The sequence below is a fragment of the Alteromonas sp. D210916BOD_24 genome (genome assembly GCF_047159385.1).
GTDB lineage: Bacteria > Pseudomonadota > Gammaproteobacteria > Enterobacterales > Alteromonadaceae > Alteromonas.
Genome location: NZ_AP038333.1, coordinates 151,523 through 167,215 on the forward strand (window position 1 = coordinate 151,523; position 15,693 = coordinate 167,215).

12 protein-coding genes are annotated in these 15,693 nt (G+C 45.4%); 3 read left to right on the forward strand and 9 right to left on the reverse strand.

Going from position 1 to position 15,693, the window contains the following annotated elements; all coding sequences use genetic code 11:
• Nucleotides 1-24 precede the first annotated feature (24 nt).
• Nucleotides 25-2,814 (forward strand): tetratricopeptide repeat protein, encoded by a 2,790-nt coding sequence (locus ACMCM8_RS00640; protein ID WP_412724447.1) that lies wholly within the window; start codon nt 25-27, stop codon nt 2,812-2,814.
• Here ACMCM8_RS00640 and ACMCM8_RS00645 read toward each other — a convergent pair.
• The 8 genes from ACMCM8_RS00645 to argC all read right to left on the reverse strand — a co-directional run bounded on the left by ACMCM8_RS00645 (nt 2,777) and on the right by argC (nt 12,944).
• On the reverse strand, nt 2,777-3,667 hold the full coding sequence (locus ACMCM8_RS00645; RefSeq protein WP_412724449.1) for an alpha/beta hydrolase family protein: 891 nt from the start codon (nt 3,665-3,667) through the stop codon (nt 2,777-2,779). The genes ACMCM8_RS00640 and ACMCM8_RS00645 overlap by 38 nt on opposite strands.
• A 157-nt stretch (nt 3,668-3,824) precedes the next feature.
• The gene (locus tag ACMCM8_RS00650) at nt 3,825-6,062 is read right to left on the reverse strand and encodes an EAL domain-containing protein (protein ID WP_412724451.1); all 2,238 of its coding nucleotides are present in this window, start codon (nt 6,060-6,062) and stop codon (nt 3,825-3,827) included.
• Nucleotides 6,063-6,262: 200 nt separating this feature from the next.
• Complete coding sequence (argA, locus tag ACMCM8_RS00655) at nt 6,263-7,573, reverse strand: amino-acid N-acetyltransferase (RefSeq protein WP_412724453.1); 1,311 nt, start codon at nt 7,571-7,573, stop codon at nt 6,263-6,265.
• A gap of 18 nt (nt 7,574-7,591) precedes the next feature.
• Nucleotides 7,592-8,974, reverse strand: coding sequence for an argininosuccinate lyase (gene argH, locus ACMCM8_RS00660; RefSeq protein ID WP_412724455.1), 1,383 nt, complete (start codon nt 8,972-8,974; stop codon nt 7,592-7,594).
• Nucleotides 8,975-8,994: 20 nt separating this feature from the next.
• Nucleotides 8,995-10,203, reverse strand: a complete 1,209-nt coding sequence (locus tag ACMCM8_RS00665) for an argininosuccinate synthase (RefSeq protein WP_412724457.1) — start codon at nt 10,201-10,203, stop codon at nt 8,995-8,997.
• A 13-nt stretch (nt 10,204-10,216) separates the two neighbouring features.
• On the reverse strand, nt 10,217-11,128 hold the full coding sequence (locus ACMCM8_RS00670) for an ornithine carbamoyltransferase (RefSeq protein WP_412724459.1): 912 nt from the start codon (nt 11,126-11,128) through the stop codon (nt 10,217-10,219).
• Entirely contained in the window at nt 11,125-11,934 is an 810-nt protein-coding gene (argB, locus tag ACMCM8_RS00675) for an acetylglutamate kinase (protein WP_412724461.1), read from the reverse strand. Before argB ends, ACMCM8_RS00670 begins: the two co-directional genes overlap by 4 nt.
• Nucleotides 11,931-12,944: an N-acetyl-gamma-glutamyl-phosphate reductase gene (gene argC, locus ACMCM8_RS00680; RefSeq protein ID WP_412724463.1), complete on the reverse strand. Its 1,014-nt coding sequence runs from the start codon at nt 12,942-12,944 to the stop codon at nt 11,931-11,933. The genes argB and argC overlap by 4 nt, the downstream gene beginning before the upstream one ends.
• 523 nt (nt 12,945-13,467) lie before the next feature.
• Here argC and ACMCM8_RS00685 point away from each other — a divergent pair.
• Entirely contained in the window at nt 13,468-13,878 is a 411-nt protein-coding gene (locus ACMCM8_RS00685; protein WP_412724465.1) for a methylglyoxal synthase, read from the forward strand.
• A gap of 20 nt (nt 13,879-13,898) precedes the next feature.
• On the opposite strand, the gene ACMCM8_RS00690 is transcribed toward ACMCM8_RS00685, so the two are convergent.
• On the reverse strand, nt 13,899-14,783 hold the full coding sequence (locus ACMCM8_RS00690; RefSeq protein WP_412724467.1) for a hypothetical protein: 885 nt from the start codon (nt 14,781-14,783) through the stop codon (nt 13,899-13,901).
• A 160-nt stretch (nt 14,784-14,943) separates the two neighbouring features.
• Here ACMCM8_RS00690 and ACMCM8_RS00695 point away from each other — a divergent pair, with 160 nt between their 5' ends.
• Nucleotides 14,944-15,693, forward strand: a complete 750-nt coding sequence (locus ACMCM8_RS00695) for a flagellar basal body L-ring protein FlgH (protein WP_412724469.1) — start codon at nt 14,944-14,946, stop codon at nt 15,691-15,693.

Sequence of the window (15,693 nt, forward strand, 5' to 3'; positions counted from 1 at the left end):
AGGGCACTATGTTGCAGCGGGTGGATGAGTCTTTTAGGACTTGTTCTGACCTTCGCAGTTTATGCCGATGATTCAGCTGATAATGCTAACTACGAAGCGGCCGTATTAAGTTACCAAAACAAAGCATACAAAGACGCGTTTATTCACGTAAAAAACGTATTGCAGAATAACCCCGATTATTTACCTGCTCATATCCTGCTTGGGGCATTGTACTTCGACAATGGGTTGATGGAAAAAGCAGATGAAACTTACCAGTCAGCCTTTGAGCAAGGTACAGATCCTAATCTTATTTTTCACAACTGGTCCCGTGTACTGTTAAGGCTCAGAGAAAGTGAGCGATTACTTTTAATTGATTATGACGGTAAGTTACAAAATGACGTTTTGATAGAATGGTTGGCTGCCAGAGCTAACGCATGTCTGCTCGAAGGGCGTAATTTGTGTGCCAAGCGAGAATATGAAGCCATTTTGAGTCGGTCGCCAAACCACCCCAAAGGGTTAAACGGTTTAGCGTTGCTTGCCATAGATGAAAGCCGTTTTGATGAGGCGCAGCGCCTCATGGATATCTCATTCCAAATCGATAGCAATCAGGCTGACACCTTATGGGTGAAAGGAAAGCTGGAAAAAGCCAGAGGCCAACTCACCGCTGCCCAGCGATTTTTTAACCAAGCTTTCATACTGGCGCCTAGCGATGCCAAGATTGCACGCAGTTTAATCGACGCCTATGTGGCTGCAGCTGATCTGGATGCCGCTTTACTCATTACTGAAGATCTTCTACTTGAAACGGAAGACGATCTTTATGTGATGTTCGTCAACAGTTGGCTAACCAGTCAAATAGATGCACTTTCGAATATTCGCCCTCAGCTTGAGTTAATTTCGCAGCGGCTTTCCAATGTACCCGAAGAAGTCATGATTGGTGAACCATCGCTATTTTATCTTCGGGGCATGGTGGCTTTAATGCAAAGCAACTTTGAACAAGCCAGGGATAATTTTACGGCGTTTAATGTGTATGCCGAAACTGATTTACAGACGTCTATTTTATTGGCAACCACTAATATGGCTTTAGGTGATAAAAAAGCAGCCATGTTGGAGTTACAGAACCATCAGGATAAATTAATAGAAGAAAATCTTCAGCAAGCCATACTGTTGGGAAGTCTTTATCTTGAAAGTAAGCGGAATTTTAAAGCGGTAAATCTTTTGGAAAAGCTGCAGGCTCGATATGGCCACAGTATTGAAGTTGCGCTGTTTTCAATTCGGGTGGACTTCTCTCGTGGAAAATTTAAACAAGCTGCTGACCAACTCGATGCATTACTCGATATTCACCCAGATAGCAGACAAGTATTGTTGGCCTACGCCCTATATTTCCTTGATGTGGGTGATACGCAAAAGGCTACCTTTGCAATAACGCGCTTGATGCAACAATTTCCAGAGGATGTCGCAGTGAAGAATATGCAAGCTGCACAGTTGCTTATCGAAAAGCGCTTCGAAGAAGCTGAGAACATCCTTAACAAAGTACTTGCGGAGTCCCCCAATTTATTTGCGGCCCGTTATAATCAGGCTACCTTGCTTGTCAATCAAGGTAGAACAGATCAGGCAAAGGCTATTCTCGAATCGCTGGAGATGGAAAAAAACAATCATTTTCAGGTGGTTTATCAATTAGCTACTATCAATATGTTAGAAGGTAACGTCGAATTAGCCATTGCGCGATACAATATGTTATTGCAACGTTATGGCGCAAATACCAAGACTACCTTTGCTGCTGTGGCAGCCTTCAATCAGATTGGTGACTATAGAAGTGCAATTGCTGCACTGCGTAAACTGGAAGTAAAAGAGCCTGGTAATGGTTTAGCTTTAGTTCAGCTTGCTACTTTTTACATTAAAATGGCTGATAATGAGCGTGCTAAATCCACGTTGCTAAAATTAGAGTTACTGTTTGATCGCCCTGCCAATATCCTGGTTAGTGAGTCGATGAACTGGTTAGCCTTGGGTAATGAAGACAAGGCGTTTTACAGTATGCAACAAGCGCATTTGATGCAGCCTGACAATGTGAACTTGCAACTGCAGTGGGTTAAGTTGCTGTTGGCACTAAATAAATTGGCATTGGCACAAGAGAACCTGTCTAAACTGTCCGATCAGTTTCCCGCAAATCCTTATGTGTTATTTAAATTCGGAGAATTAGCTCAGCTGAATAGGGATGAACTAAAAGCAATCGCGTTTTATGAGCAAGTCCTCGATGAAGATCCAAACTTCGATTTAGCGTATGCCAAGCTTTATGCTATCAGTGCAGCCAGAGGCGATTTTACCGCATTATTGGCTCGCCTTAATCAAGCAGTGACACAACAACCTCGTCGTTATTTTTCCCGTAATTTATTAGCGCAATACCACTTTTATTACGGGGACAGCGAACAAGCAATTTTGCATTACACAACGCTAATCAATGAAGCGCCTGAAAGTGCCAGGTACGCCATTCTCAATCGCCTCGCTATTTTGCACCTAAAAACGTCGCCGGTGAAAAGTGAGCAATATGCAGCGCAAGCCTATGCACTTAACCCCGCTGATGCTGATGTGCTACATATCTATGGTTGGGCGCTGACTATTAACGGTAAAGCTGATACAGCGTTGCCGCTCATTCGCGAAGCATCGGTGCGCAATGCCACCTCACTTTCATTGCAGTATCATTTGGCATACACCCTGGCAGCGATAGGCAATAGTAGTGAAGCTAAACGCATTCTTACTAAAATAGTCAATGCAACAGAGACATTTGCACAACAAAACGACGCTAGGGTGTTGTTGTCTGAACTGGAAGGCAGTACTTAAGTAAATACTCGCTTACCTTGGGCCACAAGTGTTTGCACTTGCGAGAAAAAAATTTCATGTGGCCGATTTCGTCTACTTGGTAAGCGCTTGGAGCCAGCTCTTCAATTTCCGCTTCCATGTGGGGAAAAACGCTTATCATATCGTGAACATTGTGAATGTTGGCAATATTATCATCTGTGGCCAACAACCATTTTGAAGGGAGGGTGATGTCATCATAGTAATGCTCATCTACCTCTCGTCCGAAAGCGGTTTTAATATAGCCTGTGCCATTGCACCAACGTTGCCATTGCCGCGCTACCTGCTTAGGTAGGGGTTCGCCCATTCCAACCCAATGAGACTTAGTGTGTCCAAAAAGGAAGTTATTTAAGGGAATGTACAGATTCATAAAAAAGTGCGCTTTTAATAAGTAGCTTTTACGCATATTACGCAGGCTGCCAGATGAACTTCCAAAGTTACAAAACGCTGTTAAGTCGTGAACATTATGCATCAGGCCTAAAAGCTGACCACCTGCACTATGCCCAACTAAAAAGTATTTTTGATGGGGGAAATACTCTTTAAGGGCTGTTAACACCGCAGGCATATCTTGAGCTCCCCATGAGACTAATGACGCTTCACTGTGTTTAACGTTACGTGGAGCTGAATCGCCAATACCACGATTGTCAAAGCTTATTACGCCAAAGCCTTGTTCACATAAAAAAGAAGCAAAAGCATGGTAGAACTGCCGCTTAATACCTGTTGCAGGGCCAATCATTACCGCACCAATTGGAGTAGATGTAGGCGTGTAAAGGGTTGCCGCCAATAGTGTGCTGTCATCACACGTGACAGCGATGTCTTGAATGGAAAATTTGCTCACAAGGATTCACTCGCCGTTTAATTGTATTCTGGTCATACCAGTAAAGCGTGAGAAAAGGAAGATTGCAACAGCTTCGCTATTTCAAATATTGATACATAGACGATAGATGTGATGATGGTAGTTAAGGCGAGTGAATACAGTGTTGTTAGCAGGGCGTCTAGGCCTGCACTTTTACTAGTTTAACCCAATTCTCTAGAGGTGCGGGTTTTCCGAATAGGTAACCCTGGAACATTACAAACCCCATCTCTTTAAGCACTTGCAGTTGGGCTTGTGTTTCGACACCTTCGGCTATTGTCTGCATGTCGAGACTTTTTGCCAAATCCAAGGTCATTTTTACTATTTTTCGATGGCGCTCAGATGTTTCTACGCTGTCTACAAACTCTCTGTCTACTTTTATTATTGTTGCAGATATATCAATGAGCTGAGACAGTGAAGCGTGACCAGTACCAAAGTCATCAATGATAATCGTCGCTCCCAGGCTGGCCAGAGATGACAAGCGGCGCTTAGTTTCATCGTGACTGGCCAATACAGAAGTTTCTGTGAGTTCTAATTTGAGCTGTGTTCTTAGACTGGGACTTTCTGAGAAGCGGCGAAGTAACTTTTCATAAAAAAGATCGCTCAGTAGCTCAGGACCAGACAGGTTGATCGCCAGCGGTACCCTGGGCAGTGCTGTAGGCCAATTTTCGATCATGTTAACTGCGCCATCGACTACTTTTTGCGTGAATAACACTTCCCACTTGTTGTCTTCGACAATAGACAGAAATTGATAGGGTTGTAAGATCTCGCCGGACGTCGGATCTTTTAACCTCGCCAGTACTTCATACCCAACGACATTGCCTTCTATGGCCACTTGAGGTTGTAAATAAAGGGTAAGTTGGTCAGTGTCTAGTAAGTGCTTAATTCTGTCTCTTTGTTGCGTATTCACGCGAATATTTTTAATCGTATCAATATTAAACGACACCAAAGGAGACCACTCACTGGTTTGAGATAGGGCAATAGCACAGCGTTCGGCGACGGCTTCTGGGCTTAACGGTCGATGAACGTGATAGTGGCCTGCACGCCATTGTAAAGCGTGAGATATATGCCCGTTTGGCACAGTGAACTCGACTGTAGTCGGTAGTCGGCGGTGTAGCCATTCGTTTAAACGATGCTGGGGTATCTGCGTATCCGGAAGCGTAAATAGAAACTTCGCGCCTGGGAAGTGGTACAGTGTCACGTCAGAGGACAGTTCTCTTTGCAGCAAAGCTGATGCATTGAGCAGCAGTTGATCCCCTTGGTTGAAGCCGTATTGCAAATTAATATCACGCAGGTTGGCCAGCTTTAACAGCACGACATGACGCCCTAACGTACTGTCTTTTGTTTGCGATTTACGCCAGAAAAGATGGTTTTTAAGTTGGGTTAACTCGTTGATGTAGAGTTTTTCGTACTGCTGTTTTTTGAATGCATCGAATTGTCTCAAGCTCTTCTTATTTGCAGAGACATCGTAACAGTGAATCAGTTGTCTCTTGTGGTGTTCTAGGGTGGCTGAGTGAATTTTATACTCCCGGTCGGGAGCCTGTTTTATTGTGGCATGTTGATTAACACCATTCATTACCGGCAGCGATAAGGTGAACAATTCTTGCAAATACCGACAACTCGGATGGTACTTTTTAATCAGCATTCTTGCTGAGCGATTGGCTTGTAAAATTCGCCCTGATTCATCGCAAAAAAAAGATGGGGTGCCACCGTTATTAAAAATTTCCTGATATCGATTGACTAGTTGGCTCAGCTTTTTACTTTGAAGTAAGTTCTGTTCACTTTGTTTTTCTAACGACGACATCACCCGTAATACCGCCATGGGAATGCAAAAGTTAAAGAATAAAAATATCAGGGAGGTCAGATAGGTATGGGTGTCAGGTAACGTAAGATCAATGCCGAAAAGCGGTGCAAATTGGACGTCAGTCAATAAAAAATAAAACGGAATGATATTAAAAATCATCGCACTAATTGCTGCTTTTACGCCACAAAGTACCCGTAAAATAATAGGCAGAGTGAATAGAAGTAATAGGCCATAGCGCGCCGAAATTACATCTACGGTAAAAAACAAAATACTGATTGAAGCCGCTAGAACCGCGAAAATCAAACATCCACAGGCAACTTTCACATGTTTGAGGCCAATCGAAAGCGTGGCGAGAAGAAACACAGAAAACCCAATAGTTAACCCCATTACATAGTATAGGCCTTGCTGGTAAGCAGTATAGGTGGAATGAACAACAATAGCAGAGGTCAGCACAACACCCATCAGCAATGTTGTGCGTAGAACACTCAGTCGCCACACATCAGCATTAGCCGTTTTTAGGTTTTCCTCATTTAAAAGGAGGTAGTTTTTTATTTTTCTTTTAAGTGTAGCAAGCACTAGTAAGTCACTGAGTTTAAAAATAATAATGCAAGAAGAGTTAATATAACCCCATCCTGTTTGGAACGGTAGTAGTTAATACCCTACTGGCATAAACGAAGTGAAATCGCACACATTACTGGATGTGTTCCGCTTTTAGTGTGTGGCACTACACCATAAGCGAAACACCTGTGTTGAGCGGTTAATTGATAGCTGTTTCGCTATACCGCTAAGGTAAATACTTTCGAATTGCGTTGGAAATTATAAAGTTCCTTTTTCACCGCCGGTAAGACACTAATATCTGCAGGCTCAAAGCCTTGCTCTAAGAACCAGTGGGCCGTTACGGTGGTCAATACGAAAATACTGCTTATATTGGCTTCTTTTGCCCGCAGCCTTACTTCATCTAAAATGCGTTCACCGCGGTTTTTGCCTCTGTAATCTGGATGGGTTGCCACACATGCCAGCTCCGCACAGCCGTCTTCTGGATATAAATAGAGGGCCGCACAGGCGATGATCATGCCATCCCGTACTATCACGATAAATTGGCTAATCTCGTTTTCTAAACGCTCTCGAGAGCGCTTCACTAAAACGCCACTTTCTTCAAGCGGCTTTATTAGTTTCAATATGCCGCCCACATCGTCAATAGTCGCCGCGCGAAGCTGCTCATAGTGGTGTTCCATTACGAGTGAGCCCGTGCCATCTCGGGTGAAAAGTTCCTGAAGCAGCGCGCCGTCTTTTTCGAAACTGATACAGTGCGCACGGGGTACACCGGCCGCTACGCTGGTAGTGAGGGCGCTAAGCACAGTATCTTCGGTGGTAATGTCACCTGCCATAACCAGCTGTTCTAACTGAGGGCGTTCGATAGTGCGAAGCAACTTGCCATCATTGTTATAGATACCGTCAAAGTTTGAAAATACGATAAGCTTATCGGCTTTTAGCGCGATGGCAGCCTGGGTTGCCACATCTTCATGCGACAGGTTAAAGACTTCACCGGTAGAAGAGTAACCCATAGGTGAAAGCAGCACGATAGAACCATCGTTTAAATGATCGTTAATGCCCGTAGTATCAATGCGGCGCACAAGGCCGGTGTTCTCAAAATCCACACCGTTACGCACACCCATAGGTTTGGCAACCACTAAATTACCTGAACACACGCGAATTTGTGCACCGTGCATGGGGGAATTAGGTAAGCCCATGGTCAGCAGTGCTTCAACTTGAGAACGAACTGAACCTGCTGCATCTTTAACGCACTCTAACGTTTGTTTGTCAGTAATGCGCACACCACTTTCAAATCGACCTTCTATATTGCGAAGCGCGACGCGTTGATCAATTTGAGGCCTTGCGCCGTGCACCACTACCACGCGCACGCCCAAGCTGTTTAGCAGGGCGATGTCGTGAATAATATTAGGGAAATTAGGATGTTCAATGGCTTCACCACCGAACATCAATACAAAGGTTTTCCCCTGGTGGGCGTTTATGTAGGGCAGTGAACTGCGAAACAGTTTTATACCATCATGATGCGCTAATACCATTTAAGCAGTTCCTTACAGCTACCCTTGTTTGTCCAAGTCTTCCAGTTCTTGATACAGTGCTTTTGTCACTGTTTCTTTGCTGGTACCGCCCAAAATATTGCGCTGGTTTACGCCGTACTCAAGTTGTAAGACCGGGTAAACATCGTCGTCGATTTTGTCGCAAATAGCTTGCATGTCGCTAAGCGGTAAATCTTCAATTGCACAACCTTTGTCTATGGCTTGCAGTACCACACGCCCCGCAATGTCGTGGCCAGTTCTAAACGGCACGCCTTTACCGACCAAATAATCAGCCAGTTCGGTTGCGTTGGAGAAGCCTTGTGTTGCAGCAACACGGCAGCGTTCTTCATTTAGCTGTAGTGAATCAAGTACTTCACTGGCAATACACAAACAAATGTGCCATTGGTTTACCGTGTCGATTGCGCCTTCTTTGTCCTCTTGCATGTCTTTGTTGTACGCAAGGGGAAGCCCCTTCATCGTGACCAACAGGGCTTGAAGTGAACCGAACACACGGCCACATTTACCGCGCATTAGTTCTAAGGCATCGGGGTTTTTCTTCTGTGGCATCAGTGAAGAGCCTGACGTCACACTATCACCAAGTTGTAAGAAGCCCGCTTCCCCTGAATTGTAGAAAATCATGTCCTCTGCAAGGCGCGATAAGTGCATCATGCTGGTACTGGCCACAAAGAGCAGTTCCAGCACAAAATCTCGGTCAGAGACTGCATCTAAACTGTTTAGACAGGGGGAGTCGAACCCCAGCTCTTCTGCTATCGCGTGACGATCAACGGGAAAAGTGGTACCCGCTAATGCTCCAGAACCTAGCGGGCACTGGTTCATGCGCACTTTTAAGTCGTCTAAACGGCTTACGTCGCGTTTTAGCATTTCAACGTAGGCTAAACACCAATGAGCAAAGTGAATAGGTTGCGCACGCTGTAAGTGTGTATAGCCCGGAATAATGGCTTCTTGATGACGACTCGCCGCATTTAAAAGCGATTTGATTACACCTAACACATCAGTGCGAAGTGAGGTGATATGTTCGCGAACCCACAAGCGGAAGTCGGTGGCCACCTGATCATTACGGCTACGTCCGGTGTGAAGCTTGCGACCTATGTCACCCAGTTTTTCAATCAGCGCCGCTTCAACGAAGCTGTGAATGTCTTCTTCACTTGACGCGGAAAAGTCCAGTTCACCAGCGTCGGCTTGCGCTTTTAAATCACTCAAAGCTGCCTCAAGTTGCGCTTGTTCATCAACTGTTAGTACGCCTGCTTTTTGCAGGGCACGTGACCAGCTAATTGAGCCTTGAATGTCTTGGCTTGCCATTACCTGATCAAACGGTAACGAGTCGTTGACCTGTTTAAACATACTGCTTGCACCGGACTCAAACCGGCCACCCCACAACGCCATGTGATGCTCCTTAAATGCGTTTATTTAGCCTGATTCTTAAGTGCTGCTATGCGACTTGAAAGGCTGAACAGGCGGATGAAGCCTTCAGCGTGTTTCTGGTCGTAAACATCGTCGGCACCAAACGTTGCAAAGTCTTCAGAATAAAGACTGTTAGGTGAACGGCGTTGCGTAACCGTAGCTTGGCCTTTGTATAGCTTTACCACAATGTCTCCGGTCACTTTTTTGGCAAATGAAGCCGCACCTGCAAGTAGTGCATCATTCAGCGCAGTAAACCACCGGCCATCGTACATCACGTGAGAAAACTCTAGGCCTATTTGCTCGCGGTACTTAAGCGCGGCTTTATCTAGCACCATGGTTTCAAGGGCTTTGTATGCCTTGACGAGTACGGTGCCTCCTGGCGTTTCATAACAGCCTCGAGACTTCATGCCGACAAGACGGTTTTCGACGATATCGATACGCCCAACACCGTGAGCTGCAGCAATTGTGTTTAGTTTTACCAAAGCCTGGTATGGTGACAGCGCTTCGCCATCAACGTGTGTCAGTTTCCCTTCGTCGAAAGACAGCATCACACGATCAGGTGTATCAGGAGCATCTTCTGGGTCAACCGTCATGGTCCACACTTGCTTGGTAGGCTCTTGCCATGGGTCTTCCAGTTCGCCACCTTCGTGCGAAATGTGCCAGGCATTTGCATCACGACTGTAAATTTTGGTCGCTGACGCTGTCGTAGGAATATTTCGCTCAGCGAGATAGGCTAACAAGTCCTCACGGCTTACCATATCCCACTCGCGCCAAGGTGCGATTACTGTAAGGTCAGGAGCAAGTGCCGCAAAGGTACTTTCAAAACGCACTTGATCGTTGCCTTTACCGGTACAACCGTGACAAAGTGCATCGGCACCTACTTTGCGGGCAATTTCCACTTGTGCTTTGGCAATAACCGGGCGTGCCATTGACGTGCCAAGTAGATATTCGCCTTCATAAATGGCACCAGTAGTGATAGTCGGAAAGATATATTCGCTAACGAATTCTTCTTTTAAGTCAACAATATGGCACTCGCTAGCGCCAGAGGCGATAGCTTTTTCGTGCAGACCTTTAAGTTCTTCATCTCCTTGGCCAACATCAGCTGCGAATGCGACAACTTCACAGTTATAGTTTTCTTTAAGCCACGGAATAATGGCTGAGGTATCAAGCCCGCCAGAGTAGGCCAGCACGATTTTTTTAACGTTTTGCATCTAAGTAAACCCCTTAGGCACTAAGTAATTGAGTAAGGATGGCATTTTGGCCATGCATTCTATTTTCGGCTTGTTGCATGAGCAGCGACTTGTCGCTGTCAATCAACGAGCCCGTAATTTCTAAATCGCGGTGTGCAGGCTGACAATGCATAACATAACTTGCACCCGTCGCCTCCATCAGCGCTTCATTAACCTGATAAGGCGCAAATTTTTCTTTAATGGCTTCAAGTGGCGTGTTATCTCCCATTGAAAGCCAAGTGTCAGTGTAAATAACATCTGCACCATTAGCCGCGCTAAGCTCCGCGCTTTCCACAATGGAAGCACCGGTTTTCTGCGCAATCACTTTGGCGTGTGCCACGATCTCTGGATCCGCTTCGTGTCCCTTGGGAGTAACGACGACTTGGTTGCAACCTAACAGCGCACCCACAATCAGTAATGAATGGGTTACGTTATTGCCGTCACCCACATACGCCATGGTCAAGCCTTGTGTTTTGCCAAAGCGTTCAAACATGGTTAAGTAATCTGCCAAACCCTGGCATGGGTGGTATTTGTCACATAGCGCGTTAATAACCGGTACTTTAGCGGCTTTTGAAAACGTCTCCAGCGTACTATGAGAAAATACACGTGCTACGATGGCGTCAGCCCAACAAGCAAGGTTGGCCGCGGTATCGACGGCATCTTCACGACCCGCTAATTTGCCAGACTGCACATCGAGATACACCATGTGACCGCCAAGTTTATTGATGCCAATATCGAAACTTACGCGGGTGCGAAGAGACGGCTTTTCAAACAGGGCGACCACTGATTTACCCGCTAACACATTGCTATAGCTTGCTGGGGCTTGTTTAATTTCTACAGCCAATTGCAGCAAGTTTTGCATTGCTTCTGGGGTCCAGTCTGCAAAGGTAAGTAGGTCCTGTTTCATTGTACTTCTCCGGCTAGCTCTGCGTTTTTGTGCAAAGCGTTGGTAGGTAAGATTTGCGTACCTGTGTTTTGATTAAGAATGTGGTTAATATCAGCAGCCCAACTTGCAATATAAACGGGGCGCTTAAGCGTGTTAGCTGAACTGAGCGCAGCATCAACTTTCACTTTCATACCATCGGTGATTACACCTTCACTGGCATAGGCCGCTATGCTTTGCGCATTTAACTCGCGGATCAGTGTTTTGTTACTGTCTAATACGCCGTCGACGTTAGAAAGCAGCAGTAACTCGGCATCCATAAGTTCTGCAATTACCGTCGCAGCTTGATCTGCGTTGACGTTTAGTAATCTGCCTTGGGGACTCGCGCCTATAGAGCTAATAACAGGTAGCGTTGATTGCGCAAGTACATTTTTTAAAAATGCACCGTCAGCGGTAGACGGTACTCCGACGGCACCGTATTTATCGCCAAGGGGTTCACACACCACCATATTGCCATCAAGCAGTGATAAGCCTACCGGGGTTAAACCCGTGGCCAAGGCCGCAGCACACAGTTGTTTATTGGCTGAGCCTGCAAGGGCACCGCAAATGTAGGGCATATGCTCGTCGGGCGTCACCCGCAAACCATCTATTTTGGTACTGGTTAACCCAAGGCTTGCCATAAGTGTTTCCACCAAAGGGCCACCGCCATGAACTACTACTACTGGGCGAGAAACTTGCACGTCTTTTATGCTTAAAAATAAGCGTGTCATGGCGGCAGTGTCGTCAAGTAGTGCACCGCCTACTTTGATAACAATAGGAGAACGGCTCATAGTACTAACCCTGTTTCTACTGGCTGTTGTGTCATAATATTTAGGCACTGAATAGCCTGTGATGCAGCCCCTTTCATTACGTTATCTATTGCCGCAGTAATCACTGCATAGCCAGAAGCCTCATCCAATTTCCAATGTAAATCGACAAAAGGGGTATGTGCAACATCGTCTACTTTGGGGAAACTGTTACGCAATCGAACAATAGGTTTATCAGCATAGGCCTGACGGAAAGCTTCTTCAAGTTGTACTGTTGTTGTTCCCGCTTTTACTTTCACAGTAATGGTAGCCAAAATGCCACGCTTAAAATTACCCAGATGTGGGGTGAAAATAACAGGTGCTCCCAAATAGGCTTCTATTTCTGGGGTGTGTCGATGTCCCAGTACGCCATAGGCTTGTAAGCTTACTTCGAAAAAGCTGGTGGCAAGATTGGCTTTTCTGCCCGCGCCAGACACGCCTGAAACGGCGTTGATCACAGGTCGAACGCTACTGTCTAACAAGTGGTTTTCGGCTAAAGGCTTTAATGCACTCAGGCTCGCCGTTGGGTAACACCCTGGCACAGCAATGATTTTGGCCTGTGCGATATCGGCTTCATGCCATTCCGCAAGTCCGTATACCGCGTGCTTAAGTTCGCTGGTGTGAGTGTGAGCAAAGCCGTAAAACTGCTCAAAAATTGTCGTGTCTTTAAGTCTGAATGCACCAGATAAATCCAATATTTTGGCTGTTCCTGAGGAAAGGATAGGCATCCAGTCATGACTTGCTTCGTGCGGCGTGGCAAGAAAGATAAAATCTTCGCTAATTGCCAAAGTGGCCAGGGTCTCATCAGAAATCGGGGTAAGCACGGCATCAACATGCGCTAGTGAGCCGTGTAAGTCTGCGATGTTTTTTCCCGCATCTGCACTACTTTCAGACACGTAAGTACCATTGAGAGACAGTGCGGGATGCTGCATTACCAATTGAATGAGTTGTGCCCCTGTGTAACCACTGGCACCAATAATTGAGACGTTATACATAATTCAAATTTCAATAAAGGAATAAAAAAAATCACTTTTTACCTTTGTGAACTGATTGGGCGAATTGCGTTGCCTAACCGCTACCACATCACAAAGGTAAAAAGTGTGCTAACGCAAAAGCATGGTTAATCGCACATGTCGTCGCGAGCTATGCAGCGCGTAGCCAGCCAGGGGAGAGGTAAACTCATTGCAGTTGTAAGTGGTTGAACCAACAACGTGAGTTGGTTGTGTCATCATCAGTTCCTATTTCATATCAACCCTCGAAAGAGCGTTGGATGCTTTAACCGTGGATTAGTGTATCTTGTTTGAATTTTTATTCAATAAAAATGTATAAATATTTTGTTTGTTTGGGTGCGTATAGATAACGTACTATTTCAAATTAATAATACATTTATAGATGTGACAGTAAGTTGACAAGATTGTCGATGAAACTGAATATTTATATTTTCTTGCCGAAGTCGGTTTTCAAAGTAGACCGCTTCATTAGGAAATTTCAGCACTACCAAGTGAGTGGACAATAATAATGAGTAAACTGACGATAGCGCTTGTCGCGCATGATCACAAAAAACAAGAACTGCTTGCTTGGGTAAAGCAGCATATTAAAACGCTAAACCAATGTGACTTAGTGGCAACGGGAACAACCGGTGGCTTGATAGCCAATGAAACCGGTCTTGATATAAAGCGGTATAAAAGTGGGCCACTGGGCGGTGATCAACAGATAGGCGCGTTAATAGCAGAAAACAAACTCGACGCCTTATTTTTTTTCTGGGATCCACTTAATGCAGCCCCCCATGACCCAGATGTGAGGGCGCTGCTTCGATTGTGCTCGGTTTGGAATGTGCCGGTGGCGTGTAATGCGTCTACCGCAGACTTAGTCATTACTTCGCCTTTATTCCTTTCTCCTGATTACAAACCGTATAAACCCAATTTCTGATAAAGTATTGCGCGTTATTGCTAAAAGGCGCGCTGCACAAACTGATAGGCGGCGTGGGCCGCCGATGTTTCCATGCCGTCACTTATTGACGTTGTTGACAAGTCAGGTTGTGTCGATGATTGAGTTTCTGGTTGAGAGGTAAAAACAGATGATATCAGTGATCCCCCTAAAGACCACATCTGGTTTGAGATATTTTTGCCGGTCATGCCTTCTATCGATAAGTCCACTGCGTTGTATAGCAGCCCGCCAAGTCCTCCATAAATAAGACTCCCCGCCAGGCTAGACACTGGTGAAGTCTGCGATGCAGTTGTTACTTCGTATAAGTCAGACACAATTGGCAAATGGTTAACAATGTTTAGCGCATCGAAGCCATCTTGAAGACTGAGACCATCCTTTCCAAATGCCTGTGTATACAGAGTGTCGAATACCCCACTCACCTCAGTTGGCTGTTCTGTTGTTACAGCGAGGCTGGCATTACCACTATTCTGGCTATCTACATTGTTGGATGTGTTGCCCGTGCCTGAAGCGGATTGAAATACACTTTGGTGCAGCGCCGATAACAACTCGCTCTGCAACAACGAAAGCGCACTATCTGAAAGAGGGTTGCCGTTTTCCATCAGTGTCAGGGAAGTCTGCAAAGTGTCTGAACTACTAACAACATCTGTCACAGTTTCTGTGCTGCTATTTTCTGACGTCGCCGACTGTGGCGTATATGCAGACAGTAGGCTAGCAAAAAGCCCTGGCAAGGATTGGCCGCTTTTTGCCGCGTTGTCGACAGTAATATCACCTGTTGAGATTGCCATCGTTGAGTCAAGTGGCGCTGTAGTCGCTGACAAAGCATTGGTTGTAGATGACGAGTTTACACGTGCTTTAAATATAGAATTAGTTGAGTTTTCAATGGCCATAACATCCCCTTACCCGCAGGCATATTGTTGATTTGTAAAGGTTTTGCAAATTAGGCAAGCGAACGAGATTTATATTGAATTAATCGTTTAGACTTGCTCCTGTTAGGTCACGGATGGCACTTAATTTAATCACTGCACTAAAATAATATTGAGTAATGTCATGAAAATTCGATGCCATATACACACCTTATTCGCAATCTTTACACTTGTAGGGTGTGCACAAAGCCCGAGCGAAGAAAAGGAAGTAGTCAAAAGTAGTCCTACTAACCCGAATGTGACGCAAAGAGCCGTCGTCCAGTCAGAAGACGTACCTGCACCTGGTGATCCGCGTTATGCACCACCTAGAGTACAACCCACGTCTTCTCTGGAAGTACCTACCGGCTCGTTGTTTAATCCGCAACGGGCGCTGGACTTATATGAACGACATGCCAATTTTAACGTTGGGGATATGATATTGGTGAAATTGGATGAAAAGACCCAGTCTGAGAAATCGCTCGACTTTAATGCAGATAAAAATACCTCTTTCGATTTGGCGCCTATCACCTTAAAAATGGGCGGGCTTCGTGTTGAGGGAGATGATGTCGAAGTTGAGCACCAACAAGACAGCGAGTTTCAAAGCTCGGCTCAAACTAAGCAGTCTAACTCGATGCGAGGAAGCATTACAGTATATGTGACAGGCATAACACCAGCGGGAAATCTATTGGTGACCGGTGAAAAATGGATAACCATGAATCGAGGAAAAGAGTACATCCGCTTCTCTGGTGAGGTCCGAAAAAAAGATGTTGATGAAAATAATTCCGTGCTTTCCTCGAAGGTAGGGAATGCGCTTATTGAATACAGCGGCACAGGAGAGCTGCAAGAAAATCAACAACGTACCGTTATTGGTAAGCTTTTTTCTATATTTGGGTAA